The following is a 24,887-nucleotide window of genomic DNA, read 5'->3' as shown; positions in this document are numbered from 1 at the left end:
CCGGTCCCGATCGAATGAATCTGATGTACCGTCAGATTCATGCCGACCACCGCACCCACCACCGCACGCAGCCCCCGCCGCGTCGCCGTCGCCGGCGTCGCCCTCGCCGACTGCGGCCGGGTCGACGAGGCCACCCCGTACGCCCTGCACGCCCAGGCCGCCCGGCGCGCCCTCGCGGACAGCGGCCTGGACCGCTCGCTGATCGACGGCCTCGCCTCGGCGGGCCTCGGCACCCTGGCCCCGGTCGAGGTCGCCGAGTACCTGGGGCTCCGGCCCCGCTGGGTGGACTCGACCGCCGTCGGCGGCGCCACCTGGGAGGTCATGGCCGCGCACGCCGCCGACGCGATCGCCGCCGGCCACGCGAACGCCGTCCTCCTCGTGTACGGCTCCACCGCGCGCGCCGACATCCGCGCCCGGCGCCGCACCGCGAACCTCTCCTTCGGGTCGCGCGGCCCGCTCCAGTTCGAGGTGCCGTACGGGCACACCCTGATCGCCAAGTACGCGATGGCCGCCCGCCGTCACATGCACGAGTACGGGACGACCCTGGAGCAGCTCGCCGAAGTGGCCGTCCAGGCGCGGGCGAACGCGGCGCTCAACCCGGAGGCGATGTTCCGCGAGCCGATCACCGTCGACGACGTCCTGTCCGGCCCGATGATCGCGGACCCCTTCACCAAGCTGCACTGCTGCCTGCGCTCCGACGGCGGCTGCGCGGTGCTGCTGGTGGCCGAGGAGTACGTGCAGGACTGCCGTACGGCCCCGGTCTGGGTGCTCGGCACGGGCGAGCACGTCTCCCACACCACGATGTCGGAGTGGGAGGACTTCACGGTCTCCCCGGCGGCGGTCAGCGGCCGGCTCGCCTTCGAGCGGGCGGGCGTGACCCCGGCGGACGTCGACCTCGCGGAGGTCTACGACGCCTTCACCTACATGACCCTGGTGACCCTGGAGGACCTGGGCTTCTGCGCGAAGGGCGAGGGAGGGGCGTTCTTCCGGGAGAAGGACCGGCTGCCGGTGAACACGGACGGCGGCGGGCTCTCGGCCTGCCACCCGGGGATGCGCGGGCTCTTCCTGCTGGTGGAGGCGGTACGGCAGTTGCGCGGGGAGGCGCCGGGGCTCCAGGTGCGGCGGCCGGACGGGAGCCTGCCGGAGGTGGCGGTGGCGTCGGGTACGGGGGGCTGGTTCTGCTCGTCGGGGACGGTGGTCCTGGGCCGCTCGTGACCCACGGCCAGGAATCTATACAACCGTCATAGACAAGCGTGTAGGACATCCGTATAGTCATGTCTGCGGGCAGGGGAACGGCCCGCGGCCACCGACAAGGAGTCCTGCCATGAACAGCACCGCGAACACCGCCGCGCGCACCTCCGCGAAGACCGTCCTCATCTCGGGCGCCTCGGTCGCCGGCCCCGCCCTCGCCCTCTGGCTGCACCGCTACGGCTTCACCCCCACCGTCGTCGAGCGCGCCCCCGAACTCCGCACCGGCGGCTACAAGGTGGACATCCGCGGCACCGCGATCGAGGTCTGCCGCCGGATGGGGATCCTGGACGAGATCCGCGCCAACTCCACCGACATGCGCGGCGGTTCCTACGTCGACGACCGCGGCCGCACCATCGGCGAACTGTCCGCCGACATCTTCGGCGGACGCGTCGAGGAGGACGACGAGATCATGCGCGGCGAGCTCGCCCGCATCCTCTACGAGCGGACCCGCGACGACGTCGAGTACCTCTTCGACGACTCGATCGCCACCCTCGACGAGGACGCGGACGGCGTCACCGTCACCTTCGAGAGCGGCACCGTCCGCCGCTTCGACCTGGTCGTCGGCGCCGACGGGCTGCACTCCCACACCCGGCGCCTGGCCTTCGGCGAGGAGAGCCGCTTCAAGCGCCACCTCGGCGCGTACGTCTCCATCTTCACCGCCCCCAACCACCTGGGCCTCGACCGCTGGGAGACGTACCACGCCCTGCCCGGGAAGCTGGTCTGCGTCTACAGCTCGGCCGGCGAGACCGACGCGAAGAACCTCTTCATCTTCTCCTCGCCCGAGGAACTCCCCTACCACCACCGGGACGTCACCGCCCAGCGGCGCCACCTCACCGAGGCCTTCGCCGGCGACGGCTGGGAGATCCCCCGGCTCCTCGGCCACGCCGCCGACGCCGACGACCTCTACTTCGACTCCATCTCCCTCATCGAGATGGACCGCTGGTCGAAGGGGCGCGTCGTCCTCCTCGGCGACGCCGCCCACTGCTCCTCCCCGGCCTCCGGCCAGGGCACCGGACTCGCCCTCACCGGCGCGTACGTCCTGGCGGGCGAACTGGCCCGGGCCGCCGGCGACCACACCGTCGCCTTCGCACGCTACGAGGCCCACATGCGGCCCGGCGTGGAACGGAACCAGAAGATGGCGGAGAGCTTCGTCAAGGAGATGACCGTGGACTCGAAGTGGAAGATCGCGCTGCGGATGTTCATGGTACGGACGCTGCCGAAGACGCCGTGGAAGAACCTCATCGCGAAGAAGATCCGCGACGAGATCCAGGCGGCGGCGAACGCGGTCCCGCTCGTGGACTACCGGGCGCCGATCACGAGCGGGACCCCCGCCGCCTCCGCCCCGCGCTCTACCGTGGCCTCATGACCGACTTCCACCACGCCCTGCGCTCCCTGAAGGTCTGGGACACCGAGCTGCCCGCCTTCGACCCGGCGGGCGCTCCGCCCGAGCCGCTGCCGCTCTTCCACGACTGGTTCACGGCGGCGGTCGCGGCCGGCCAGACCGAGCCGCACACCCTCTCCCTGGCCACCGTGGACGAGGACGGCAGGCCCGACGTCCGCACGGTGATGCTGCACGACGCCGACGCGCGCGGCTGGCACTTCGCCTCGCACGCCACCAGCGCCAAGGGCCGCCAGCTCGCCGCCCGCCCCGAGGCCGCGCTCGGCTTCTACTGGCCGGTCCAGGGCCGCCAGGTCCGGATCCGGGGCCGCGTCACCGTCGGCACCCCGGAGGAGGCGTACGAGGACCTCCACGCCCGCAGCACGGGGGCCCTCGCCTCGGCACTGGTGGGGCGGCAGAGCGAGGTCCTGGACTCCCCGGAGGTCCTGGCGGAGGCGAGCGCGAAGGCCTGGCTCCGCGCCCAGGAGGAGCCGGACGCCCACGCCCCCACCTGGACGCTGTACATCGTCGAACCGGCCGAGGTCGAGTTCTTCCAGGGCGACGGGCAGCGCCGCCACCTCCGCCTCCGCTACCGCCGCACCGGCGACGGCTGGACCCGCGAACTCCTCTGGCCCTAGCGCCCGTTCGGGCCGGGGAGGTGCCTGGGACGCGCCTAGGCGGTGTCCTGGTCGGCCGCCCCGGAGCCGTACATCTCCTCGATCTCCCGCGCGAAGTCCCGGAGCACCGCCCGTCGTTTGAGCTTCAGGGACGGGGTCAGATGGCCGGAGCTCTCGGAGAACTCGGCGGTCAGGACCCGGAAGCCGCGGATCGACTCCGCCCGGGAGACGAGCCGGTTGGCATCGTCCACCGCACGCTGGAGGGCGGCGAGCAGCTCCTCGTCCCGGGTCAGCTCCCAGAGCGCGAGGTGGTCCTTGTGCCGCATCCGCCGCCAGTGCGTCAGGCCCTCGTGGTCCAGGGTGATCAGGGCGGTGACGTACGGGCGGTTGTCGCCGAGGACCACGCACTGGGCGACCAGCGGGTGGGCGCGCAGCCAGTCCTCCAGGGGGGCCGGAGCGATGTTCTTCCCGGTCGAGGTGATGACGATGTCCTTCTTGCGGCCGGTGATCTTCAGATAGCCGTCGGCGTCGAGGGAGCCGAGGTCGCCGGTGGGGAACCAGCCGTCGTCGGTGTACGGCACGGCCGCCCCGCGCTGGGCGTCCCAGTACCCGGCGAAGACATGACCGCCCTTGAGCCAGACCTCGCCGTCGTCGGCGATCCGGACGAACGTGCCGGGCAGCGGCCAGCCGACGGTGCCGGTGCGGGGCCGCCGTGGCGGGGTGACCGTCGACGCGGCGGTGGTCTCCGTCAGGCCGTACCCCTCGAAGACCTCGACGCCCGCGCCGGTGAAGAACTCGGCGAGCTGCGCGCCGAGCGGGGAGCCGCCGGAGATCACGTACTTCACCCGGCCGCCGAGCGCGGCCCGGATACGGCGGTAGACGAGCGGGTCGTACAGGGCCCGCGCGGCCCGCAGGGAGAGCGAGGGCGCGGCCTCCTGCCCGTACCGGCGGGCGACCCGGGCGGCCCGGTCGAAGGAGGCGGCCTTGCCGCCGCGTTCGGCGGTGGCACGGGCGGAGTTGAAGACCTTCTCCAGGACGTACGGGATGGCGAGCAGGAAGGTGGGCCGGAACCCGGCGAGGTCGCCGAGGAGTTCCTGGCCCTCGACCGAGGGGGCGTGCCCGACGCGGACCCGGGCCCGCATGCAGCCGATGGCCACCATCCGTCCGAAGACATGGGCGAGCGGCAGGAAGAGCAGGGTGGCGGCGGGCTCTTTGCTCTCGGAGACGAACACCGGGTGGAGGAGCCGGACGGCGTTGTCGACCTCGGCGAAGAAGTTGGCGTGGGTGAGGGCGCAGCCCTTGGGCCGGCCGGTGGTGCCGGAGGTGTAGATGAGGGTGGCGAGGGTCTCGGGGGTGAGCAGCCCGCGCCGGGCGGTGACGGCCTCGTCCGCGACCCGGGCGCCCGCCTTGCGGAGCTGGTCGACGGCGCCGGTTTCCAGGACCCAGAGGTGGGCGAGGCCGGGCAGCTGCATCCGTTCGGCGGAGACGAGGCGGGCCTGCGCCGGGTCCTCGACGACGCAGGCGGCGGCGCCGGAGTCCTGGAGGATCCAGCGGGTCTGGAACGCGGAGGACGTCGGGTAGACGGGGACGGTGACGAGCCCGGCGGCCCAGGCGGCGAAGTCGAGCAGGGTCCACTCGTAGGTGGTCCTGGCCATCAGGGCGAGCCGGTCGCCGGGCCGCAGGCCGTGGGCGATGAGGCCCTTGGCGACGGAGTGGACCTGGGCGGCGAAGGCGGAGGCGGTGACGTCGTTCCACTCGCCCTGCGGTCCCTTGCGGGAGAAGAGCACGGCCTCGGGATCCTGCCGGGCGTTGTCGTACGGCAGGTCGGCGAGGGAGCCGCGGCGGATCACGGGGACGAGGGCGGGCAGGGAGACCTCCCGCACCACCCCGTCGACCAGGGTCTTGTACGGCTCGACCGGTTCGCTCTCGGACAGTGCGGTGACGACGGACACGTGCGGCTCCTCGGTCTTCGCGATGAACTGAGGTCGTGCGTCGGTGAACTGCTGCCGCGCGACGGCGAACTGCCGCCGTACGCCGGTACGTTGCCTACCCTGCAACTGCCTTGACTAGCCGGTAACCTTACTGCGAAGTAAGAGTCAACGGGGAGACCAGCGCTCGCTTTTCATGAGGTTCCCGAGCCCGGACCACGCGAAGTTCATCAGCGTCGCGGCCGCCTCCTTCGCCGTCACCCCCGGAGTCTCGTTGGCCCAGCTCGCCAGCGACTCGGCGGAGCCGACGAGCGCCTGCGCGAGCGCCGCCACGTCCCGCTCGGTGATGTCCGCGCCGCCCCGCGCCTCCCGCGCCGCCTCCCCGATCAGATCCGCCACGAACGCCGTGATCTCGTCGCGCATCCGGGCCGCCTCCCCGGCGAACGGCTCCCCTTGCGTCCGCGCCTGCCGGCTGAGCACCGCCCAGGAGTCCGGATGCCCGGCGGCGTACGCGAAGAAGGCCATCAGACCGGCCCACAACCGCTCGTCGGGCGGCGCGCTCCGGTCGACGACGGCCTCCGCCACCACCCCGAGCAGCGCCTGCGCCTCCCGCCGGATCACGGCGGTGAAGAGCTCTTCCTTGGAGTTCAGATACAGATAGACGAGCGGCTTGGAGACCCCCGCGAGCTCGGCGATCTCGTCCATGGAGGCCGCCTGGTAACCGTGCCGCGCGAAGCACCGCACGGCCGCGTCCAGCATCTGCCGCTCCCGCACGGCCCGCGGCAGCCTCCGCGCCTTCGCACCGTCGCCCATGGCGACCCACCCCTGATTCCGAGATCCGCCGGATGCCCCCGCGAAGCCTATGCGCCGCGGGGGGAGCCGATCAGAGCTGGCTGGACGTGTAACAGGGGAACCAGTTGCTGGTCTGCGTTTCCGGCACGTCGCAGGTGGCCGTCCGCCAGGGGCTCTCACCGGCCGGTGCGTCGTTCCGGTAGCCGGTGATCTTCACACGCCCGTGGAACCACCAGCCGGAGAAGTAGGTCCACGTCTCCGGGCTGTCCGTCCAGGGAGTGCAGACGTTCTCGCCGTTCTGGTTGAACCCGCACACGTAGATCATGTCCGAGTACGTGGTGCCGACGGCCACTTGCTGCCCGAAGCTGCCGGCGGCGGCCGGCGAGGCACTGGCCGCCAGGCCGGTGCCCGCCATGGCGAACGCCGCGGCGATGGAGGCCACCTTCCTCCTCAGGCCGGTGGACGTGGCGCTGCTCTTGAACGCGAGCATGATTCCCCCTCGTTGTCCCCGCGCTCCGCGAACTCGGAGCGCACGCTGAGTCATTAAATATGATCATGCAGCCTGAGCAACCGACTTCCCGCTTCCCCGCCCGCACGACGAAGCGCCCCGGACCGTCGAGGGTCCGGGGCGCTTCGTCGAACTCGACGGGCGGGTCCTAGGCGGCGACGGCCACCGACTCGCGGTCGTCGACGGGCGAGGAGGACGCCCCGTTGTACTTGTCGATGTCGAGGATCTTCTCCTTGGCGGAGACGATCACCGGGACCAGCGCCTGGCCGGCGACGTTGGTGGCGGTCCGCATCATGTCGAGGATCGGGTCGATCGCCATGAGCAGGCCGACGCCCTCCAGGGGCAGGCCCAGGGTGGAGAGGGTCAGGGTCAGCATGACCGTCGCACCCGTCAGACCGGCGGTGGCCGCCGAGCCGATGACCGAGACGAAGGCGATGAGCAGGTAGTCGCCGATGCCGAGCTGCACGTCGAAGATCTGCGCGATGAAGATCGCGGCGAGCGCCGGGTAGATCGCGGCGCAGCCGTCCATCTTGGTGGTGGCGCCGAACGGGACGGAGAAGGAGGCGTACTCCTTCGGGACGCCGAGGCGCTCGGTGACCTTCTGGGTGACCGGCATGGTGCCGACCGAGGAGCGGGAGACGAAGGCCAGCTGGATGGCCGGCCAGGCGCCCTTGTAGAACTGGACCGGGTTGACCTTGGCGACCGTCGCGAGGAGCAGCGGGTAGACGCCGAACATGACCAGAGCGCAGCCGATGTAGACGTCGGCGGTGAAGGTCGCGTACTTGCCGATCAGGTCCCAGCCGTAGTCCGCGATGGCGAAGCCGATGAGGCCGACGGTGCCGATCGGGGCGAGGCGGATGACCCACCACAGGGCCTTCTGGAGCAGCTCCAGGATCGACTCGGAGAGGGTGAGGATCGGCTTCGCCTTGTCGCCCAGCTGGAGGGCGGCGATGCCCGCAACCGCAGCCATGAAGACGATCTGAAGGACGTTCAGCTCGGTGAACGGCGTGATGACGTCCGACGGGATGATGCCGGTCAGGAAGTCGATCCAGGAACCCTCGCGCTTCGGCAGCTTGCCGTCCTGCGGGGTGAGGCCGGTACCGGCGCCCGGGTTGGTGATCAGGCCGATGGCGAGGCCGATGGCCACCGCGATCAGCGAGGTGATCATGAACCAGAGCAGGGTGCGGGTGGCGAGCCGGGCGGCGTTGTTCACCTTCCGCAGGTTGGTGATCGAGACCAGGATCGCGAAGAAGACGAGCGGGGCGACGGCCAGCTTGAGCAGCTGGACGAAGATGTCGCCGACCTGGCCGAGGGTCTCCTTCAGCCAGGAGACGTCCTGGCTGCGGGCGATCCAGCCGAGCAGGGCACCGAGGACCAGACCGGCGATGATCTGGGCCCAGAAGGGAACCTTCGGTATGCGCGAGGAAGCCGGGGACTGCTTCTCGGGCGTGGTCGCGGACGCGGACACAGACACACTCCACAGGTGCGTATCGGGAAATACGGGACGGGGGTGCGGCACACACGCGCTTTCACGCGGGCCGCTGCATGATGCCGGGTCAGAGCTCGCGGCAACAGACCGCGGACATGCTGGGGGTCCCCCCTGCACGAGCGCAGCGAAGCGTTTGGGGGAGGCAGAGATCGACGTGCAGGCGCGCCACGAGCGGGGTGCTCACGGCATGAGAGGGGCGCACTGCTGTCGTCATGTCGAACACGTTAACACTTGAACTTTGAGAAGCTCAAAGCCCTTCTTTGAGGTGTACGGAGGCCTCTCCGCCTCCGAAACGCAGAACACCCCAGGCGGGAGCCTTGGAAGCTCCGGCTGGGGTGTCCGGGGTTGTACGGGTCTGTGACGAAGCTTACGCAGCCTTTACGAGGCCGCGACGGCTTCTCACAGCGCGTCCTCCTGGGACTGGTTCGCGGCGAGGCGGCCCTTGGCGCGGTCGACCCTCGCCACGACCTCGGCGCTCGCCTCGTCGCGCACCTTGCGCAGCAGGACGAAGCTCAGCGGGGCGGAGATGACGATGGAGAGGAGGAGGACCCAGAGCAGGTTCGAGTCGCCGAGTCCGCGCGGCAGCACACCGACGTAGACGAGGCCCCACAGGGCCAGGAAGCATCCGGCGAAGATGCCGAGACGCATCAGCGTGTAGCGGAGCATGTCAGCCCACTCTTCCGTTCCGACGTTCCGAAAAGTTCCCAAGATCCCATACGGGACAAGCGCGCCTCCAGTGAAGCACGGGGCGCCGGGCACCCCGGGCCCGGGCCCCTTGAGTGCCTCGAAAGTAATGGATACCCTACGCTCATGACCCTTACTTTCGAGGTGGATCCGGCGATCGACCCCGCCCTGCGCGACGGCGTGCTCTCCCTCTGGGCCGATGTCTCCAACGCCGGTGGCGCGGTCGGCTTCGTCCCGCCCGTCACCCCCGACGAGATCCGCCCCGCGCTGCTCAAGCACTTCGTCGCGATGAGCGAGGGCGGCACGCGCCTGCTCGTCGGCCGCGACGAGGACGGCGAGATCGCCGCCACGGCGTTCTTCACCTTCAACACCCACCCCCTGATGACGCACTGGGTGTGGGTCTACACGGTGATGGTCGACCCCCGGCACCAGGGCAAGGGGTACGGCCGTGACCTCATGGCGGCGGTCGAGCACACCGCCCGTACCGCCGAGGGCTTCGAGGCGATCGAGGCGATCCGGCTGGGCTGCCGGGGCGGCACCGGCGTCGACGGCTTCTACGCCAAGTCCGGCTACAAGGAGGTCGGCCGCGTCCCCGACGCGATCCGGGTCGCCCCCGGCGACGACCGCGACGACATCATCATGCTGCTGCCGCTGACCTGACCGGAACGGGCACAGGATGTCGGGTTCGCGACCGCCCGCCCTTCCTACGGTGAGGACAAGGAAAAGGGAAGGACGGACCACGTGCTGGAGCGGCTCAACGAGGCACTCGGCCACATCGAGGAGCACCTCGTCACCGAGCTCCACGGCGACCTCGACGCGGCCGAGCTGGCCCGGATCGCCGCGACCTCGGAGTACCACTTCCGGCGGCTCTTCTCGGCGCTGGCGGGGATGCCCCTGTCGGAGTACGTACGCCGCCGGCGGCTCACCGTCGCGGGCGCCGAGGTGCTCGCCGGGGAGCGGACGCTCCTGGAGATCGCGGTCCGGTACGGCTACGGCTCCGGGGAGGCCTTCGCCCGCGCGTTCCGCGCGGTGCACGGGGTCGGCCCCGGGGAGGCCCGCCGCACCGGAGCGGCGCTGCGCTCCCAGCCGCGGATGTCCTTCCGCCTCGTCGTCGAAGGGAACAGCAGCATGAAGTACCGCACCGTGGCCAAGGACGCCTTCCGGATCGTCGGCAGCAGGGCCCGGGTCCCGCTCGTGTACGAGGGCGAGAACCCGGCGATCGCCGCCCAGATCCGAGACCTCGGCCAGGAGACCCTGGACCGGCTCGCGGGCCTGTCGGCCGGGGCGCCCGCCGGGCTCGTCTCGGCCGTCGTCCACCTCACCTGCAGTCGCGAGGAGGGCGCCGAGCTCGACCACTGGTACGGCGTGACCGGCGCGCCGGACGCCGCCCCGGAGGGCTTCGAGACCCTCGACCTCCCGGCCGGGACCTGGGCGGTCTTCGAGAACGAGGGCCCCTACCCGCAGGCGCTCCAGTACCTGTGGCGGGACGTCTTCACCCAGTGGTTCCCGTCCAACCCGTACGAGAGCCGCCCCGGCCCGGAGATCCTCTCGGTCCGGCCCTCGGCGGACTGGACGACGGCAGCGGCGGAGCTGTGGATCCCGGTGGAGCACACGGCGGAATGAGAGAAGGGCCGGTGGGTGATCCCACCGGCCCTTCCTCCGCCCGTACTCAGAACCGCATCGCCTGCGGCGTCTCGCGCCGCTCCGCGTCCGGACCCGGGTACTCGCGGATGATCTCGTACCGCGTGTTCCGCTCGACCGGCCGGAAGCCGGCGTCACGGATCAGTTCGAGGAGATCCTCGCGGCCCAGCTTGTTCGGCGTGCCGTAGTTGTCGGCGTCGTGCGTGATCTTGTACTCGACGACCGAGCCGTCCATGTCGTCGGCGCCGTGCTGCAGGGCGAGCTGCGCGGTCTGGACGCCGTGCATGACCCAGAAGACCTTGACGTGCGGCACGTTGTCGAAGAGCAGCCGGGAGACCGCGAAGGTCTTCAGGGCCTCGGCGCCGGTCGCCATCGTGGTGCGCGCCTGGAGCTTGTTGCGGACCTTGCCGTCCTGCATGTCCACGAAGTCGTGCTGGTAGCGCAGCGGGATGAAGACCTGGAAGCCGCCGGTCTCGTCCTGGAGCTCACGCAGCCGCAGCACGTGGTCCACGCGGTGACGGGGCTCCTCGATGTGCCCGTACAGCATGGTCGAGGGGGTCTTGAGCCCCTTCTCGTGGGCGAGCCGGTGGATCCGGGACCAATCCTCCCAGTGGGTGCGGTGGTCCACGATGTGCTGCCGGACCTCCCAGTCGAAGATCTCGGCGCCGCCGCCGGTCAGCGACTCCAGACCGGCCTCGATCAGCTCGTCGAGGATGTCGGAGGCGGACATCCCGGAGATCGTCTCGAAGTGGTGGATCTCGGTGGCCGTGAAGGCCTTGAGGGAGACGTTCGGCAGGGCCTTCTTGAGCTCGGAGAGGGAGCGCGGGTAGTACCGCCAGGGCAGGTTGGGGTGCAGCCCGTTGACGATGTGCAGCTCGGTGAGGTTCTCGTTCTCCATCGCCTTCGCGAGGCGCACGGCCTCCTCGATGCGCATGGTGTACGCGTCCTTCTCGCCCGGCTTGCGCTGGAAGGAGCAGTAGGCGCAGGAGGCGGTGCAGACGTTGGTCATGTTCAGATGCCGGTTGACATTGAAATGGACCACGTCGCCGTTCTTGCGGGTCCGGACCTCGTGGGCCAGACCGCCGAGCCAGGCGAGGTCGTCGGACTCGTACAGGGCGATGCCGTCCTCACGGCTCAGCCGCTCACCGTCCCGGACCTTCTGCTCCAGCTCGCGCTTGAGCCCCACATCGTTGATGGATGCAGTCATCTCCGGGCGCCTCCCTTTTCTCCGAATTCAGACTTCGTCGTTCACCGTACTCTCAGCCGTTCGGTCAGCCTTCTTCGGGCAGCTCTCCGACCCGGTTCTCCCACTTGGTGGAGAGCACGATCGTCGTACGGGTGCGGGAGACGCCCTTGGTGCCGCTGAGGCGGCGGATCGTCTTCTCCAGGCCGTCGACGTCGCCGACGCGCACCTTGAGCATGAAGGAGTCGTCGCCGGCGATGAACCAGCAGTCCTCGATCTCGGCGAGGTCCTTGAGGCGGCGGGCCACGTCCTCGTGGTCGGCGGCGTCGGAGAGGGAGATGCCGATGAGGGCGGTGACGCCCAGGCCGAGCGAGGCGGCGTCGACGGTGGCCCGGTAGCCGGTGATGACTCCGGCCGCCTCAAGACGGTTGATGCGGTCGGTGACGGAGGGGCCGGAGAGCCCGACGAGCCGGCCGAGCTCGGCGTACGAGGCACGACCGTTCTCGCGCAGAGCCTGGATGAGCTGCCTGTCCACGGCGTCCATAGGTATGAAGCCTTCCATTGTCCAGCGATCCTGCGAGTTTAGGTATAGAATCTAAGGTACACAGGGGCGACACCCTGTGAATCTTTCAGCTGATCAAAGACGATCTTTCAGGAGTGGTGTTCACCGTGTACACGATCGAGATGGCCTACGCACGCATGCGCGAGCTGCAGGACCTGGCCAACCGCTCGCGTGCCCACCAGCCGACCGCCGCTTCGAAGCGTGCCGACAAGAAGCACGCCAAGAAGCGCTAATCCGACCGGAGGGTCGCTCCACCGAGCTCTCCCTCCCACCGGCGGTACAGCCGATGCGGCACCCCTGCCGCGTCGAGCACCCGCCCGGCGACGAAGTCCACCAGATCCTGGATGTGCGTCGCCCCCGCGTAGAACGCCGGAGAGGCGGGCAGCACCACGGCTCCCGCCTCGTCCAGCGCCACCATGTGCTTGAGCGTCTGACCGTTCAGCGGGGTCTCCCGCACGGCGACCACCAGCGGCCGCCGCTCCTTCAGCGTCACGCTCGCGACCCGCTGCAGCAGGTCCTTCGAGAGCCCCAGCGCCACTCCCGCCACTGCGGCGGTCGAGGCCGGCACCACCAGCATCCCCTTCGCCGGGTACGAACCCGAGGACGGGCCGGCGGCCAGATCGCCGGCCGCCCAGTACCGCACGTCGTCGAGAGCACCGGACACGTCGAACGTGTCGGGCTTCCCGTCGGCGCCCCGCGCCAGCCAGGCCGCCAGGTCCTCGCGCCAGTGCGCGTCCCGGAACGAGATCCCCGTCTCGTCGAGCAGCGTGAGTCGCGAGGCCCGCGACACGACGAGGTCGACGCTCTCCCCCGCGGCGAGGAGCCCCCTCAACACGGCGGCGGCGTACGGCGTACCCGACGCCCCGGAGACCCCCACGATCCAGGGGATGCGCTTGCCGTCGTTCATGCCGTCGAGCCTATCCGTCATCGGGCCGGGGCTACGGGGTGAGCCCGCGGACCAGCAGGTCGAGGAGGGCGCACACGAACAGGGTGATCCCGATGAAGCCGTTCGTCGTGAAGAACGCCCGGTTCAGACGGGACAGGTCGTGCGGCTTCACGATCGAGTGCTCGTAGCAGAACGCCGCCACCACGATCACCAGACCGACCCAGAAGAAGACCCCGGCGTCGGTGGCCAGCGCGTACCAGACGAGCAGTCCGGTGGTGACGACCGCCGAGGCGCGGGCGCCCCACAGCGCGGCCGGGATCCCGAAGCGCGCCGGGACCGACATGACGCCGTGCGCCCGGTCCGCCTGCACGTCCTGGCAGGCGAAGATCAGGTCGAAGCCGCCGATCCAGACACCCACCGCGAGACCGAGGATCACCGCGTCCCAGGACCACTCGCCGGTGACCGCGAGCCAGGCGCCGATCGGCCCTATGGCCTGGGCCAGCCCGAGGATGGCGTGCGGGAAGTTCGTGAACCGCTTGCCGTACGGATAGACGACCATCGGGATGACGGCGAGCGGCGCGAGCGCCAGACAGAGCGGGTTGAGCAGGGCGGCGGCGCCGAGGAAGACGACGACGGCGATCCCGGCCCCGGTCCACGCCGAGCGCACGGACACCGCGCCGGTCACCAGCTCGCGGCCGGCGGTGCGCGGATTACGCGCGTCGATCTCGCGGTCGATGATCCGGTTGCAGGCCATGGCGAAGGTCCGCAGACCCACCATGCAGACCGTGACGAGGAAGAGCGTCCACCAGTGGATGTTCTTGTCCGTCTCGTACATCGCGGTGAGCGCGGCGGTGTACGCGAAGGGCAGCGCGAAGACCGAGTGCTCGATCATCACGAGGCGCAGGAACGCCTTCGTACGTCCCGGCTGGGCGCCGGGTACGGCCGCGGTGGTCACAGCCCGTACTCCTTCCAGCGGCGGTCCACGAGGGCGGCCGTCGCCGGGTCCGACTCGACCATGTCCGGCCAGCCGCCGTCCCGGGTGTAGCCCTCCTCGGGCAGCTTCTTCGTGGCGTCGATGCCCGCCTTGCCGCCCCAGAACTGCTGGTAGGAGGCGTGGTCGAGATGGTCGACCGGCCCCTCCACGACCGTGAGGTCACGGGCGTAGTCGGTGTTGCCGAGGGCCCGCCAGGACACCTCGTGCAGGTCGTGGACGTCGCAGTCCTTGTCCACGACGATGATCAGCTTCGTCAGCGACATCATGTGCGCGCCCCAGATGGCGTGCATGACCTTCTGCGCGTGCTTCGGGTACTTCTTGTCGATCGAGACGATCGCGCAGTTGTGGAAGCCGCCCGACTCCGGCAGGTGGTAGTCGACGATGTCCGGCACGATGATCTTGAGGAGCGGCAGGAAGAAGCGCTCCGTCGCGCGGCCCAGCGGACCGTCCTCGGTCGGCGGCCGGCCGACGACGATCGACTGCAGCAGCGGACGCTTCCGCATGGTGATGCAGTCGATCTTCAGCGCGGGGAAGGGCTCCTGCGGCGTGTAGAAGCCGGTGTGGTCGCCGAAGGGACCCTCCGGCAGCATCTCGCCCGGCTCCAGCCAGCCCTCGACGACGACCTCGGCCTGCGCGGGGACCTGGAGCGGGACGGTCTTGCAGTCGACCATCTCGATCCGCTTGCCCTGCACGAAGCCGGCGAAGAGGTACTCGTCGATGTCACCGGGCAGCGGGGCGGTCGAGGCGTACGTGACGGCCGGCGGGCAGCCGAAGGCGATGGCGACCGGCAGTCGCTCGCCCTTCGCCGCCGCGACGGCGTAGTGGTTGCGGCTGTCCTTGTGGATCTGCCAGTGCATGCCGATGGTGCGCTTGTCGTGGCGCTGGAGGCGGTAGAGACCGAGGTTCCGGACCCCCGTCTCGGGGTGCTTGGTGTGCGTGAGCCCGAGATTGAAGAAGGAGCCGCCGTCCTTCGGCCAGGTGAAGAGCGCGGGAAGCAGGTCGAGATCGACGTCGTCCCCGGTGAGCACGACCTCCTGCACGGGCGCGGCGTCCGACTTCACCTTCTTCGGCGGCACGTGGACCATGGAGCCGAGCTTGCCGAACGCCTCGCGGACACCGACGAAACCGTGCGGAAGCTCGGGCTTGAGCAGCCCGCCGATCTTCTCGCTGATCTCGCCGTACGACTTCAGGCCGAGGGCCTTGAGCAGCCGGCGGTCGGTCCCGAAGACGTTCATCGCGAGCGGCATCGAGGAGCCCTTGACGTTCTCGAAGAGAAGCGCCGGGCCCCCCGCCTTGTTCACCCGGTCGACGATCTCCCCGACCTCCAGGTACGGGTCGACTTCGGCCTTGATGCGCTTGAGGTCGCCTTCGCGCTCTAGGGCCCTGAGCAGCGAGCGGAGATCGTCGTAAGCCATAGGGGTCAGTATCGGTCACCGGCTACCCTTGACCTGTCACCGGGGCCGCCGAAACGCGCCCCCGCCATTGCTTCCAGGGGGCTGTCCCACATGCTCAGGGCGCTGCTTTTCATCCTGCCTCTGGCGCTGATGATCTACGCCTTCATCGACTGCCTGAACACCCCGGAAGAAGAGGTCAAGCACCTTCCGAAGCCGGTCTGGGCCATCGTCGTCCTGCTGTTCTCCGTGGTCGGCGCGATCGGCTGGATCGTCGCCGGCAAGGACCGGCGGCCGCGGACCCGGGGCGGCGCGGGCGCCGGTGGCTGGGTGGCCCCCGACGACAACCCCGAGTTCCTGAAGTCCCTCAAGGACGAGAAGACGACCGGTGAGCCGGACGACGACGCCGCCCTCAAGGAGTGGGAGGCCGACCTCCGCCGCCGCGAGGAAGAGCTGAAGAAGCGCGAGCAGGGCGGCGACGAGCCCGAGAAGCCCTGACATGGAGCTCCGGCTCCTGGCCACCTTCGAGAAGGTCGCGACGGTCCTCTCCTTCACCCGGGCCGCCGCGGAGCTGGGCTACGCCCAGTCCAGCGTCACGGGCCAGATCCGCTCGCTCGAATCCTCGCTCGGGGTGGAACTCTTCGAGCGCCTCGGCAGCCGCATCCGGCTCACCGAGGCCGGGGAGCGACTCCTGCCGTACGCCCGCCGGATGGCGGAGCTCGCGGAGGAGGCCCGTACGGCGGTGGCGAGCGCGGCCGAACCGACCGGCACCATCGCGGTGGGCACGATGGAGTCCCTGACCTCCTACCGGCTGCCGCCGCTCCTGGAGTACTTCCACCACCGCTACCCCGGCGTGCGGCTCACCCTGCGCCCCACCCTCGGCGACGAGACCCGGCAGGCACTGCGCCAGGGCACGTACGACGTCGGCTTCCTGATGGAACCGGACACGGAGCACGAGGGCCTGGAGTCGGAGGTCCTGGCCCCCGAACCCCTAGTCCTGGTGGCGGGCCCCGACCACCCTCTGGTCGGCCGTACGGGCCTGACGGCCGCGGACCTGGCGGGGGCACGCCTCGTGGGCACCGAGCCGGGCTGCCCGTACCGCGACCTGTTCGAGGCGGAGCTACGGGAGTGGGCGCCGCCGTTCATGGAGTTCGGCACGATCGAGGCGACGAAACGCGGGGTGGCCGCCGGCCTGGGGGTGGCGCTCCTCCCCCAGGTCGCGGTGGCCGAGGAACTGGCATCGGGGACCTTGCTCCCCCTGGACTGGGAGGCCCCGTTCACCCTCTTCACGCAGCTCGCGTGGCGACGGGGGAAGCGGCTTCCGGCTCATGTCCGGCTGTTCGTGGAGCAGGCGCGGCGACTGGTGTCCGAGCAGCGAGGGTGACCTTGAGGCTGGCCAGCACGATCAGCGGCACGCCGAGCGCCTGGACGAGCCCGATGTGATGCCCGTACACGGCCCAGTCGACGCCCATCGCGACGGCCGGGTAGGTGAAGGCGAGCACGGCGATCTTGGCGGTGGGCAGCTTGGCGTAGGCGGAGTACATGAGCACGTACATCAGCCCGGTGTGGATGAGCCCGAGTCCGAGCAGCCAGAGCCACCCGGAGCCGAGCGAGGCGGTGGCGCCGAAGTCGACGAACGGCAGCAGCAGCGGAAGCCCGACGAGCACCTGCACGAGGGCGATGAGATGGGGCCGCACGCCGGTGATCCGCTTGGTGACGAAGGTCGCGAGGGCGTAGAGCACGGCGGCGGCGAGGGCGAACCCGAGCCCCTTGAGGGAGCCGGTGTCCCCCGGCCGCACCCCGGAGACGAGCACCAGCCCGACGAAGGCGAGCGCCAGCCACCCGAGCTTTCCGGCGGAGATCCGCTCCCTCATGAACACCGCCCCGAGCAGCACCAGGAAGAACGGCTGCGTGTGGTAGACGACGGTGGCGAGGGAGATCGAGGCGGCTTCGTAAGCCTCGAACAGGAAGACCCAGTTGAAGACGATGAACACCCCACCGAGCGCGGCGAGCCCCAGCTTCCTGCCGGTGAACCCGTGCCCGGTGAAGAACCCCCGCAGCAGGCTGTACGCCCCGAGCGCGAGCGCCCCGAAGAGGCACCGGAAGAACACCACCTCGAAGGGCGAGGCCCCGGACTCGACGACGAAGACGCCGAGCGTGCCGGAAAGCACCATGGCGAGGGTGAGTTCGACGGTTCCCCTGGTCTCGTTTCTCATGGGGACGACGCTACGAGCGCCCCGGATCCGGGTCCACGAGCCAGTGGGGAGACCTGCCGATGGCCCCGATCGGCGGAACCGATGACCCCTCCGGGCCGCTACCCGCGCGGTGGCCGCGGCAGGCAGCGGAACGGGAGACGTCAGTTGTCGGAGCCGACGGTGTTGTCGTGACCGGCGTTGAAGACGTCGTCGTGGGCGAACTGGAGCCAGTCGCCGAACACGATGGTGTGCGAGGCCTCCGGCTCGAAGTCGACGTAGACGTCGGCGCTCGCGACACCGGCGGCGCCGAGGACGAGGACACCGGTGGCGAGGGCGGTCAGCAGGGAACGCATGGAAGACCTCTCGGTAGAACGACGGAACACTCCGCGGAACAGCGGAGCGCCCCGCCAGCTAAGGCCACCCGTCGCCCGTCCTCCCCGCACCTGGCCGGTGCGGGGCCCAGCCTCAGTCGATCGGCGGCAGCGGACGCGGACCCTGCCCGTCCGGGACGTCAGGGCACGGCAGGCGGCGCCGCATGGCAAGGACACCCGCACACGAGATAACGGACTCCCTGTACGCCGCTGTCGCGGGGGACGTGGTCCCGGCAGTGGTCATGGCGGCCGACGATGCAGCGCGGTGAGCGGAACTCCGGCTCGGGCGCGACCCTGAGGGCGTCCGCCAGCAGGGACACGCTCACCGCGTCGGCGATCTCCGGCGTGACCCACCAGCCGTCGCCCGCACGGTCGCGGTGCAGACCGTCGTGCCCCACGGCCAGCACGCAGACCGAGCCGCCCCACACCGGCCGCACCACCTCCGCGACGGCGAACACGGACCGCCGCGCCCCGCAGCGGCTCATCGAGCGGTCCCGGCGTGGATGTTCCTCTGGTCGACGTCCACCCCGACCGTCGCCAGCCACAGCGCCCTTCGCCGCCGTCGTTGCGCGCCCCGCGCCGAGGGCGGCGCCAGGTAGGGCCGCTCCAGGGGCGACCGGGCGCCGTCGAGGGGCATCGCCTGCTCCCGGGCGTACGGGGACCGACGGGTCGGCACGCGGTGACGCGGCGCCGCCGGGTGGCGGTGGGTCACGGGGCGGGGGCGGTGCCTGCCGGTGGGCGGCAGGGTCAGCATGAGCAGCCAGAGGAGGAGCGGGATCCAGGCCCGGCCCAGTACGCGCGCGATAGGGTTCCGCACGTCATCAACTCCGTTGGTAGTTGGTGGCCATGCCCCGGGACCGTTCCAGCGGTCGCCGGGGTCTTGCGTTCGCGTCACCGTAGCGCGTGCTACACAGTGATGCATCACTGTGTAGCTAGACCCATCCGAACGTGTCTTTGTATGACTATCTAGCGTTGGCCTATGACCCTTGACCCGAAGTCGGGACGCCCGCTGTACATGCAGCTGGCCGACGTGATCGCAGCGAAGATCGCAACCGGGGAATTCGCCCCTGACCGGATGATCCCCACGCCTGCCCGGCTCGCCGATGAACACGGCATCGCCGTGCTGACCGCCCGCCGGGCCATGCGTGAACTCCGTGAGCGCGGCCTGATCGTCACCGTGCCCGGCAAGGGCTCCTACGTCACACCCACCGCCGGACAGACCGCCCCCTCGGCGGAGGAGTAGCCCCTCCGCGGCGCAGATCCGTGGAGTGTCACACGCGGAGCCGAGCGGGCGTGATGTCGACGCCCCGCCGGGGAAGAGTCCCCTCCATGGACAAGGAACAGGCACGGCAGTGGCTGGCCACCGCCCTCGCAGAAGCCCGCGCCGGGCTCGCCGAGGGCGGTATCCCGATCGGCGCCGCGCTCTACGGGGCCGACGGGACACTGCTCGGGCGCGGCCACAACCGGCGCGTGCAGGACGGGGACCCGTCGACGCACGCGGAGACCGCCGCCTTCCGGGCGGCCGGACGGCAGCGCTCGTACCGGGGCACGACCATGGTGACGACCCTCTCGCCCTGCTGGTACTGCTCAGGGCTGGTGCGGCAGTTCGGGATCTCGCGCCTGGTCGTCGGGGAGGCGGAGACCTTCCACGGCGGGCACGACTGGCTGGCCGAGCACGGGGTCGAGGTGCTCGTGCTCGAAGACCCCGAATGCGTCTCCCTGATGCGGGAGTTCATCGCTGCCCACCCCGCTCTCTGGAACGAGGACATCGGCCATGAGTGAGGCGTCCCTCCCCACCATCGACCTCGCCCGCGATCCCGCCCCGCAGTTGCCCGCCGTCGACCGCGCCCTGCGCGAGGCCGGGTTCCTGCTCGTCACCGGGCACGGAGTGGACCCCGGGATTCGGGCGGAGATCCGGGCCGTCGCCCGGCGCTTCTTCCATCTCCCGCCCGCCGTCAAGGAGCCGTACGCGGTGCGGGTCGGCGGCCGGGGCTGGCTCGGGCCCGGCGCCGAGGCCAACGGGTACGCGGAGGGCACGGCGACCCCGCCCGATCTGAAGGAGTCGCTGTCCTTCGCGGCGGACGAGCCGACCGGGGACCCGGCCGTGGACGCCGAGTGGTTCCTGCCGAACACCTGGCCGGCCGAGGTTCCCGAACTGAAGCCGCTGGTGGAGACGTATCTGGCGCAGATGAAGGCGCTCTCGGACCGGGTGCTGGACCTGCTCGGCGAGGCGCTCGGCGAGGAGCGGGACTTCTTCACCCGGCACACCGGGCACCCCACCTTCGGTTTCAACATCAACTGGTATCCGGGGCAGGAGCGGACGGGCGAGCCGGAGCCGGGCCAGTTCCGGATCGGCCCGCACACGGACTTCGGCACGGTCACCGTCCTGGACCGGGAGGCGGGCAAGGGCGGGCTGCAGGTCTTCACCGACGCCGACGGCTGGCGGGACGCCCCGTACGATCCGGCGGCCTTCACCGTCAACATCGGTGACCTGATGGCGGGTTGGACCGGTGGACGGTGGCGTTCGGGCCGGCACCGGGTGCTGCCGCCGCCGGCCGACGTCCCCACGGAGGAGCTGATGTCGCTCGTGTACTTCTACGAGTGCACGCCCGGGACGACGATCCACGGCATCGAGTCGCACGGCTATCTGCGGGCCCAGCTCGACGCGATCGCCACGGACTGACGGCGCCACGAACCGGCAACGCCTCCGCAACGACTCGAAAGCAGAGTCGAAAAGCCCACCGCTTTCCCAACACGCCGTCGATATCCTGGAGTTGGATGTGACGGGGGTAACGGGGGCAACGGGGGTGGCGGGTCGTGGACAGGGAGCTGTACGGCCGCGAGGCGGCCTTGCACGATGCCGGACTGGTCGCGCGCCTCAGCGGCCTCACCAGGCACGGCGCCTCGCGGGTGCCGTTCGAGCACGGGGACGATCCGCCGGTCACCGTCTTCACCGGCGGGCGCGGAACGGGCAAGACCGCCCTGCTCAAGGAGGTCCGCAACCGCTACAAGGGGTACACACCGCTCGCGCTCCTCGACTGCGCGCACATCGAGCCGCCCGCCGACCACGGCCCCGGCTGGACCCCGCTCACCGGGGCCCTCGCCGAGCTCGCCGTACAGCTGTCGCCGAAGGTGCTCGGCGCGCGGCCGGTGAAGTTCCCCCGGGTCTCGCTCGGGCTCGTCGCGGTCGCCTCGCTCGGCTGGTCGCAGGAGGACGACGAGCGGGCCCGGCGGGACCTCCAGCGGCTCGGACCGCTGCTCGCGACCGTCGACCCGACCAGGGGCGCCGCCACCCACTGGGTCGGCAAGGTCCTCGCCAAGCTGGCCGCCACCTTCGCCGAGGCCACCGTGCCGCTCGCCGGACTGCTGGCCGAGGCCACCGTGGAGACCGTCCTGGAGGAGGTCTTCGGCCGCCTCCAGCGCACCTCGGAGAGCTGGTACGGCGCCTATCGCAACGCGGGCGGACGCGGCAAGGCCGGGCTCCAGCAGCTCGCGATCGACTTCGAGCAGGGCGGCCGGCGCCGCGCAGAGGCCGAGGGCTTCCTCGTCGGCGCCCTGACCGAGGACCTGCTCCACCCGTACGTCGGGATCCGGCGCGGCGGCCGCATCGGCCGCCCGCTCGTCCTCCTCGACAACGCCCACGAACCCCTCGGCCGGCAGCTCGTCGAACCGATGCTGCGCGCCCGCGCCGAGGGCCGCCGCGACCGGGTCGTCGTCCTCGCCACCTCCCGGGTCCGCGAGCACGAGGGGCTGCGGCACGCCACCCGCACCCGGCTGCCGGAGACCTCGCACCGGGCGCCCAGCCCGCGCGACGCCCGGGTGGGCTCCGGCATCCTCGCCGTGGAGCTCACGCCCCTCTCCCCGTCGCAGACCCGCTCCGCCTTCGACCACCACGACCCCTCGGGCCGTACGCCCACCGAACTCGCCCGCGCCGTCCACCGGTTGACCGGCGGACGCCCCCTCGGCGTGGCGCTCCTCGGCCGCGCCGCCGGAGAGGCCCCGGACCACCTGCGGGCCGGGCTCACCCCGGGCGGACTGCTCGACCTGATGGTCGAACTGCGCGAGGACGCCCCACCGGTGCCCGTCGCCCCCACCCTCCTCGCCGAACTCCTCCCGGTGCGGCGGCCCGGCCCGTACACCGTGCTCGCCGCCGCCCACGACGAGGAGTCCGCCCGGATGCTCGCCCACGCCCGGCTCCAGGGCGAGTCCCTGGACGGGGACGTGGCGCTGCGCGTCCGCGACCAACTGCGCGCCGAGGACTGGGTCGAGAGCCCCCGGCACTTCGTCGGGGATCCGCTGCTCCGCGCCCTGCTCCTGCACCGCCTCCGCTTCGAGGACGGCGATCACCCCCGGTACGCGGCCTGGCGCGCCGTCCACGAGACCCTGCACCGGCACTACGGCCCCGAGCCGGGCCCGTACCGGCTCCATCACGACCTGGCCCTCGGCCGCACCGAAGAGGCCGTCACTCGGTTACGGGTCACCTTCCCGGAGCAGGACGTCCTCGGCTGGCTCGGGCGGCTGCGGTTCATCGGCGCCGCCCCGTACCCCCGCGAACGCGACCGGACCGGCCCCGACCCGCGCCGGGCGATCGCCCTCGGCCAGGGACCGACCGGAGACCTCCCGCCGGGACTGGACGCCGACACCATCGAACTCCACCTGTCCGTACGGCGGTTGCTGCACGCCGTATGGCTGCTCACCGATCCGCTCGCACTGCCCGACGACGAGGTGGCGGACCGCCTCGCGCACGAGTTGCGCCGGCTCTCCGGCCGTCATCTGACGGGCAGCGGTTCGCTCTGGGACGCGGCCACCCACTGGCCGCGCGACATCCGTGCCTGGCGGGAGCTGTCGCTGCCGCCGGGCCGCGAGGACGGAGTCTGAGGCATGCCCGACCGCCCGACCGACCCACGCATCGGCCGACCGCTCGACCGGCTGCGGCGCCGCGTCCGCACCCCCCGCCAGAAGCTCGTCGCGACCCTCGTCACCGCAGCCGTCGTCATCGGCCTGGGCGGCTACGGCATCGCCCGGCTCACCACCCCGGAGGACCGTTCCTGCGCCGCGGGCGTCGAGAGACCGGAGGGCAGCGGCGAGTGCGTCGGCGTCAACGGCGACGGCCACGCCTTCGGCATGCCCGACCTCGCCGAGGTCGCCCGGGCCATCGGCGCCGAGAACGCCACCCTCAAGGCCGACGAGTACGCCACCGTCGCCGTCCTCCTGCCGCTGACCTCCACCGACAGCGGCATGCGGGTCAAGGTGCTGCACGAGGTCCAGGGCGCGTACGCCCACCAGTACCGGGCCAACCACGAGTCCAACAGCGAGACCCCGAAGATCCGCCTCGTCCTCGCCAACACCGGCAAGGGCAACGCCCACTGGCGCGGCACCGTCGACCGGCTCATCGCCATGACCGGCGCCCCCGACCGGCTGCGGGCCGTCTCCGGCGTCGCCACCTCCTCCACCGAGATGCGCGAGTCGGTGACCGCCCTCACCGGCGCCGGGATCGCCGTCGTCGGCACCACCATCACCGCCGACGACATCGCCAACGGCCCGGGCCCCGGACACAACCGCTACCCCGGCCTCGCCCGCGTCTCCCCCACCAACAACGACGAGGCCAAGGCCCTGGCGAACTTCGGCCGCGTCGACGCCGCCAAGGCGCTCCTCGTCCAGGACACCCGCAGCGGCGACCACTACACCGACACCCTCAAGGCCGCCTTCGCCGCGTCGCTGAAGGGCGCGCCCCACGAGCCGCAGCTCTTCACCTCGCCCGCCGACCCCACCGACGAGGGCACCACCGCCAACACCTTCCGTCAGATCACCCATCTGATCTGCGACACCCGCGCCGAGACGGTCTTCTTCGCCGGCCGCCACACCCAGCTGCGCCAGTTCATCAACGCGCTCGGCGCCCGCGGCTGCGTCGAGCGCTCCTTCACGATCCTGACCGGCGACGAGGGCTCGTACCTGGGCGCGGACAAGAAGCTCGACCGGAACGCCCTGAAGGCGAAGCTGACCGTGCGGTACGCCGCGCTCGCCCACCCGGACGCCTGGAAGCCGGCGAAGGGGCGGCCGGTCCCGTCGACCGGCGGTTCGGTGGTGGCGTACTCGACCTTCGTGACGGACATCGCCCGCGCCTCGAAGGAACCGGTGCCGCTCGCCGACGGCCAGGCGATCGTGGCGTACGACGCGATGGCGCTCGCGGTCCACGCGATCCGCCAGGCCACCCCGCAGGGCTCCCAGTACCCGGAGCTCGCGGACGTGGTCACCCAGTGGCCGCAGGTCAAGGGCTCGCTCCGGGTCCAGGGCGCGAGCGGCTGGATCTGCCTGGACAACTACGGCAACCCGTACAACAAGGCGGTCCCGATCGTGGAACTCGCCCAGGACGGCACCCAGCGCTTCGTCCAGATCGCCTGGCCGGAGATCCACCCACCGACGACGTCCTGCCTGCCGCCGAAGAAGGGTTAGTCGGGCCTACGGCACCCACTTGGGCCAGGGCGCTTCGTCCCGCTCGTACAGCGCCCGCAGCTGCCGCCACCGCTCGGACGACCACGCGGCCCAGTCCGACGGGTCACCGTCGAGCGCGGCGGCCAGCAGCTCGAAGTGATCGTGCCACCCGGCAAGACGGTCCAGCCGGGCCTCCCGTCCCGCCCGCAACTCGTTCGTGAAACGCAGCACGGTCGACCCGCCGCCCCCGGGCGCCCCCGGTTCCAGATGGAACCGGATGCGTCCGTGCGTCGGATCGACCGTGTACTCGGCCACGTAGCCGGGATCCCAGGCGGTCACCTGCCCCGAGACCACCGTGTCGCCGTTCAGCCAGCGGAGGGTGACCCGGCCGCCGAGCCGGGGTTCCAGCGGGTCCGCCGCGCAGAGCCAGCCCTCCAGGCCCCCGGGGGTGGAGACGGCCTCCCAGACCGCCGCCGGCGGGTGGGACAGCTCGACGGCGAACCGCAGCAGGTGCGTGTCGCCGTCGTGGGCCTCGCACCTGCCCCGGGGTATCTCGCTCATACCTCAAGCGTGGCCCCGGGGCCC

28 protein-coding genes are annotated in these 24,887 nt (G+C 71.1%); 13 read left to right on the top strand and 15 right to left on the bottom strand.

What is annotated here, in order from left to right:
- Positions 1–39: 39 nt before the first annotated feature.
- The 3 genes from OG259_RS24015 (at position 40) to OG259_RS24005 (ending at position 3,267) form a co-directional block, all read left to right on the top strand.
- Complete coding sequence (locus OG259_RS24015; RefSeq protein WP_328944135.1) at positions 40–1,215, top strand: thiolase C-terminal domain-containing protein; 1,176 nt, start codon at positions 40–42, stop codon at positions 1,213–1,215.
- Between the two features lie 109 nt (positions 1,216–1,324).
- Positions 1,325–2,617, top strand: a complete 1,293-nt coding sequence (locus OG259_RS24010; RefSeq protein WP_328944134.1) for an FAD-dependent monooxygenase — start codon at positions 1,325–1,327, stop codon at positions 2,615–2,617.
- On the top strand, positions 2,614–3,267 hold the full coding sequence (locus tag OG259_RS24005) for a pyridoxine/pyridoxamine 5'-phosphate oxidase (RefSeq protein ID WP_328944133.1): 654 nt from the start codon (positions 2,614–2,616) through the stop codon (positions 3,265–3,267). Before OG259_RS24010 ends, OG259_RS24005 begins: the two co-directional genes overlap by 4 nt.
- A 35-nt stretch (positions 3,268–3,302) precedes the next feature.
- Here the strand turns inward: OG259_RS24005 and OG259_RS24000 are convergent, their stop codons facing one another.
- From OG259_RS24000 to OG259_RS23980, 5 genes are all read right to left on the bottom strand, one after another.
- The gene (locus tag OG259_RS24000; RefSeq protein ID WP_328947160.1) at positions 3,303–5,180 is read right to left on the bottom strand and encodes an AMP-dependent synthetase/ligase; all 1,878 of its coding nucleotides are present in this window, start codon (positions 5,178–5,180) and stop codon (positions 3,303–3,305) included.
- 162 nt (positions 5,181–5,342) lie between these two features.
- Complete coding sequence (locus OG259_RS23995) at positions 5,343–5,987, bottom strand: TetR/AcrR family transcriptional regulator (protein ID WP_328944132.1); 645 nt, start codon at positions 5,985–5,987, stop codon at positions 5,343–5,345.
- Between the two features lie 70 nt (positions 5,988–6,057).
- The gene (locus OG259_RS23990) at positions 6,058–6,456 is read right to left on the bottom strand and encodes a hypothetical protein (protein ID WP_328944131.1); all 399 of its coding nucleotides are present in this window, start codon (positions 6,454–6,456) and stop codon (positions 6,058–6,060) included.
- 166 nt (positions 6,457–6,622) lie between these two features.
- Positions 6,623–7,942, bottom strand: coding sequence for a dicarboxylate/amino acid:cation symporter (locus OG259_RS23985; RefSeq protein WP_443052003.1), 1,320 nt, complete (start codon positions 7,940–7,942; stop codon positions 6,623–6,625).
- A 420-nt stretch (positions 7,943–8,362) separates the two neighbouring features.
- Complete coding sequence (locus tag OG259_RS23980; protein WP_328944129.1) at positions 8,363–8,629, bottom strand: DUF4229 domain-containing protein; 267 nt, start codon at positions 8,627–8,629, stop codon at positions 8,363–8,365.
- 144 nt (positions 8,630–8,773) lie between these two features.
- Between OG259_RS23980 and OG259_RS23975 the strand changes: the two genes are divergently transcribed.
- Together OG259_RS23975 and OG259_RS23970 are read left to right on the top strand one after the other, a co-directional pair.
- The gene (locus tag OG259_RS23975; RefSeq protein WP_328944128.1) at positions 8,774–9,307 is read left to right on the top strand and encodes a GNAT family N-acetyltransferase; all 534 of its coding nucleotides are present in this window, start codon (positions 8,774–8,776) and stop codon (positions 9,305–9,307) included.
- 81 nt (positions 9,308–9,388) lie between these two features.
- Positions 9,389–10,270 carry an AraC family transcriptional regulator gene (locus OG259_RS23970; protein ID WP_328944127.1) on the top strand — a complete coding sequence of 294 codons (882 nt, stop codon included), beginning with the start codon at positions 9,389–9,391 and terminating at the stop codon, positions 10,268–10,270.
- A 46-nt stretch (positions 10,271–10,316) separates the two neighbouring features.
- Here OG259_RS23970 and mqnE read toward each other — a convergent pair whose 3' ends face one another.
- Entirely contained in the window at positions 10,317–11,495 is a 1,179-nt protein-coding gene (gene mqnE, locus OG259_RS23965; protein WP_266893045.1) for an aminofutalosine synthase MqnE, read from the bottom strand.
- Between the two features lie 64 nt (positions 11,496–11,559).
- The gene (locus OG259_RS23960; protein WP_266893047.1) at positions 11,560–12,015 is read right to left on the bottom strand and encodes an Lrp/AsnC family transcriptional regulator; all 456 of its coding nucleotides are present in this window, start codon (positions 12,013–12,015) and stop codon (positions 11,560–11,562) included.
- Positions 12,016–12,140: 125 nt separating this feature from the next.
- Between OG259_RS23960 and OG259_RS23955 the strand changes: the two genes are divergently transcribed.
- Positions 12,141–12,266: a hypothetical protein gene (locus OG259_RS23955; protein WP_327166736.1), complete on the top strand. Its 126-nt coding sequence runs from the start codon at positions 12,141–12,143 to the stop codon at positions 12,264–12,266.
- Here the strand turns inward: OG259_RS23955 and OG259_RS23950 are convergent.
- Genes OG259_RS23950 through OG259_RS23940 form a run of 3 tightly spaced genes read right to left on the bottom strand, consistent with a single transcriptional unit; the run spans position 12,263 to position 15,328 of the window.
- A complete protein-coding gene (locus tag OG259_RS23950) occupies positions 12,263–12,940 on the bottom strand; it encodes a UbiX family flavin prenyltransferase (RefSeq protein ID WP_328944126.1) in 678 nt (225 codons plus the stop codon). The genes OG259_RS23955 and OG259_RS23950 overlap by 4 nt on opposite strands.
- A 31-nt stretch (positions 12,941–12,971) precedes the next feature.
- Positions 12,972–13,874 (bottom strand): menaquinone biosynthesis prenyltransferase MqnP, encoded by a 903-nt coding sequence (gene mqnP / locus OG259_RS23945; RefSeq protein ID WP_328944125.1) that lies wholly within the window; start codon positions 13,872–13,874, stop codon positions 12,972–12,974.
- Complete coding sequence (locus tag OG259_RS23940) at positions 13,871–15,328, bottom strand: menaquinone biosynthesis decarboxylase (RefSeq protein ID WP_266893055.1); 1,458 nt, start codon at positions 15,326–15,328, stop codon at positions 13,871–13,873. Before OG259_RS23940 ends, mqnP begins: the two co-directional genes overlap by 4 nt.
- A gap of 90 nt (positions 15,329–15,418) precedes the next feature.
- Here OG259_RS23940 and OG259_RS23935 point away from each other — a divergent pair, with 90 nt between their 5' ends.
- Together OG259_RS23935 and OG259_RS23930 are read left to right on the top strand one after the other, a co-directional pair.
- Complete coding sequence (locus OG259_RS23935) at positions 15,419–15,802, top strand: PLD nuclease N-terminal domain-containing protein (RefSeq protein WP_328944124.1); 384 nt, start codon at positions 15,419–15,421, stop codon at positions 15,800–15,802.
- A 1-nt stretch (position 15,803) separates the two neighbouring features.
- Positions 15,804–16,688: a LysR family transcriptional regulator gene (locus tag OG259_RS23930; RefSeq protein WP_328944123.1), complete on the top strand. Its 885-nt coding sequence runs from the start codon at positions 15,804–15,806 to the stop codon at positions 16,686–16,688.
- Here the strand turns inward: OG259_RS23930 and OG259_RS23925 are convergent.
- From OG259_RS23925 to OG259_RS23910, 4 genes are all read right to left on the bottom strand, one after another.
- Positions 16,591–17,520 carry a DMT family transporter gene (locus OG259_RS23925; protein WP_328944122.1) on the bottom strand — a complete coding sequence of 310 codons (930 nt, stop codon included), beginning with the start codon at positions 17,518–17,520 and terminating at the stop codon, positions 16,591–16,593. The two genes, OG259_RS23930 and OG259_RS23925, sit on opposite strands and share 98 nt — an antisense overlap.
- Before the next feature lie 140 nt (positions 17,521–17,660).
- Positions 17,661–17,852, bottom strand: coding sequence for a hypothetical protein (locus OG259_RS23920; protein ID WP_266893061.1), 192 nt, complete (start codon positions 17,850–17,852; stop codon positions 17,661–17,663).
- Positions 17,853–18,010: 158 nt separating this feature from the next.
- Complete coding sequence (locus OG259_RS23915; protein WP_328944121.1) at positions 18,011–18,355, bottom strand: hypothetical protein; 345 nt, start codon at positions 18,353–18,355, stop codon at positions 18,011–18,013.
- Positions 18,352–18,687, bottom strand: a complete 336-nt coding sequence (locus OG259_RS23910; protein ID WP_328944120.1) for a hypothetical protein — start codon at positions 18,685–18,687, stop codon at positions 18,352–18,354. The genes OG259_RS23915 and OG259_RS23910 overlap by 4 nt, the downstream gene beginning before the upstream one ends.
- A gap of 162 nt (positions 18,688–18,849) precedes the next feature.
- Here OG259_RS23910 and OG259_RS23905 point away from each other — a divergent pair, with 162 nt between their 5' ends.
- The 5 genes from OG259_RS23905 (at position 18,850) to OG259_RS23885 (ending at position 24,323) form a co-directional block, all read left to right on the top strand.
- Positions 18,850–19,113 carry a GntR family transcriptional regulator gene (locus OG259_RS23905; RefSeq protein ID WP_328944119.1) on the top strand — a complete coding sequence of 88 codons (264 nt, stop codon included), beginning with the start codon at positions 18,850–18,852 and terminating at the stop codon, positions 19,111–19,113.
- Between the two features lie 86 nt (positions 19,114–19,199).
- Positions 19,200–19,652 carry a nucleoside deaminase gene (locus OG259_RS23900; protein ID WP_328944118.1) on the top strand — a complete coding sequence of 151 codons (453 nt, stop codon included), beginning with the start codon at positions 19,200–19,202 and terminating at the stop codon, positions 19,650–19,652.
- The gene (locus tag OG259_RS23895) at positions 19,645–20,553 is read left to right on the top strand and encodes an isopenicillin N synthase family dioxygenase (protein WP_328944117.1); all 909 of its coding nucleotides are present in this window, start codon (positions 19,645–19,647) and stop codon (positions 20,551–20,553) included. Before OG259_RS23900 ends, OG259_RS23895 begins: the two co-directional genes overlap by 8 nt.
- Before the next feature lie 134 nt (positions 20,554–20,687).
- Positions 20,688–22,748 (top strand): hypothetical protein, encoded by a 2,061-nt coding sequence (locus OG259_RS23890; RefSeq protein WP_328944116.1) that lies wholly within the window; start codon positions 20,688–20,690, stop codon positions 22,746–22,748.
- Between the two features lie 3 nt (positions 22,749–22,751).
- The gene (locus tag OG259_RS23885) at positions 22,752–24,323 is read left to right on the top strand and encodes an ABC transporter substrate-binding protein (RefSeq protein WP_328944115.1); all 1,572 of its coding nucleotides are present in this window, start codon (positions 22,752–22,754) and stop codon (positions 24,321–24,323) included.
- Between the two features lie 6 nt (positions 24,324–24,329).
- Here the strand turns inward: OG259_RS23885 and OG259_RS23880 are convergent, their stop codons facing one another.
- Entirely contained in the window at positions 24,330–24,863 is a 534-nt protein-coding gene (locus tag OG259_RS23880) for an SRPBCC domain-containing protein (RefSeq protein ID WP_328944114.1), read from the bottom strand.
- Between the last annotated feature and the right edge of the window lie 24 nt (positions 24,864–24,887).

Origin of the sequence: Streptomyces sp. NBC_00250 (assembly GCF_036192275.1) — a bacterium.
Lineage (GTDB): Bacteria > Actinomycetota > Actinomycetes > Streptomycetales > Streptomycetaceae > Streptomyces.
The sequence above is the reverse complement of the archived record's forward strand: the minus strand, read 5'-3'. Positions and strand labels throughout refer to the sequence as shown.

Excerpts from the sequence above, each read along its gene's own strand:
- OG259_RS24015 (WP_328944135.1), top strand. The coding sequence starts at position 40 with ATGCCGACCACCGCACCCACCACCGCACGCAGCCCCCGCCGCGTCGCC.
- OG259_RS24010 (WP_328944134.1), top strand. The coding sequence starts at position 1,325 with ATGAACAGCACCGCGAACACCGCCGCGCGCACCTCCGCGAAGACCGTC.
- OG259_RS24005 (WP_328944133.1), top strand. The coding sequence starts at position 2,614 with ATGACCGACTTCCACCACGCCCTGCGCTCCCTGAAGGTCTGGGACACC.
- OG259_RS23995 (WP_328944132.1), bottom strand. The coding sequence starts at position 5,987 with ATGGGCGACGGTGCGAAGGCGCGGAGGCTGCCGCGGGCCGTGCGGGAG.
- OG259_RS23990 (WP_328944131.1), bottom strand. The coding sequence starts at position 6,456 with ATGCTCGCGTTCAAGAGCAGCGCCACGTCCACCGGCCTGAGGAGGAAG.
- OG259_RS23980 (WP_328944129.1), bottom strand. The coding sequence starts at position 8,629 with ATGCTCCGCTACACGCTGATGCGTCTCGGCATCTTCGCCGGATGCTTC.
- OG259_RS23975 (WP_328944128.1), top strand. The coding sequence starts at position 8,774 with ATGACCCTTACTTTCGAGGTGGATCCGGCGATCGACCCCGCCCTGCGC.
- mqnE (WP_266893045.1), bottom strand. The coding sequence starts at position 11,495 with ATGACTGCATCCATCAACGATGTGGGGCTCAAGCGCGAGCTGGAGCAG.
- OG259_RS23960 (WP_266893047.1), bottom strand. The coding sequence starts at position 12,015 with ATGGACGCCGTGGACAGGCAGCTCATCCAGGCTCTGCGCGAGAACGGT.
- OG259_RS23950 (WP_328944126.1), bottom strand. The coding sequence starts at position 12,940 with ATGAACGACGGCAAGCGCATCCCCTGGATCGTGGGGGTCTCCGGGGCG.
- OG259_RS23940 (WP_266893055.1), bottom strand. The coding sequence starts at position 15,328 with ATGGCTTACGACGATCTCCGCTCGCTGCTCAGGGCCCTAGAGCGCGAA.
- OG259_RS23935 (WP_328944124.1), top strand. The coding sequence starts at position 15,419 with ATGCTCAGGGCGCTGCTTTTCATCCTGCCTCTGGCGCTGATGATCTAC.
- OG259_RS23930 (WP_328944123.1), top strand. The coding sequence starts at position 15,804 with ATGGAGCTCCGGCTCCTGGCCACCTTCGAGAAGGTCGCGACGGTCCTC.
- OG259_RS23925 (WP_328944122.1), bottom strand. The coding sequence starts at position 17,520 with ATGAGAAACGAGACCAGGGGAACCGTCGAACTCACCCTCGCCATGGTG.
- OG259_RS23920 (WP_266893061.1), bottom strand. The coding sequence starts at position 17,852 with ATGCGTTCCCTGCTGACCGCCCTCGCCACCGGTGTCCTCGTCCTCGGC.
- OG259_RS23915 (WP_328944121.1), bottom strand. The coding sequence starts at position 18,355 with ATGAGCCGCTGCGGGGCGCGGCGGTCCGTGTTCGCCGTCGCGGAGGTG.
- OG259_RS23905 (WP_328944119.1), top strand. The coding sequence starts at position 18,850 with ATGACCCTTGACCCGAAGTCGGGACGCCCGCTGTACATGCAGCTGGCC.
- OG259_RS23900 (WP_328944118.1), top strand. The coding sequence starts at position 19,200 with ATGGACAAGGAACAGGCACGGCAGTGGCTGGCCACCGCCCTCGCAGAA.
- OG259_RS23895 (WP_328944117.1), top strand. The coding sequence starts at position 19,645 with ATGAGTGAGGCGTCCCTCCCCACCATCGACCTCGCCCGCGATCCCGCC.
- OG259_RS23885 (WP_328944115.1), top strand. The coding sequence starts at position 22,752 with ATGCCCGACCGCCCGACCGACCCACGCATCGGCCGACCGCTCGACCGG.
- OG259_RS23880 (WP_328944114.1), bottom strand. The coding sequence starts at position 24,863 with ATGAGCGAGATACCCCGGGGCAGGTGCGAGGCCCACGACGGCGACACG.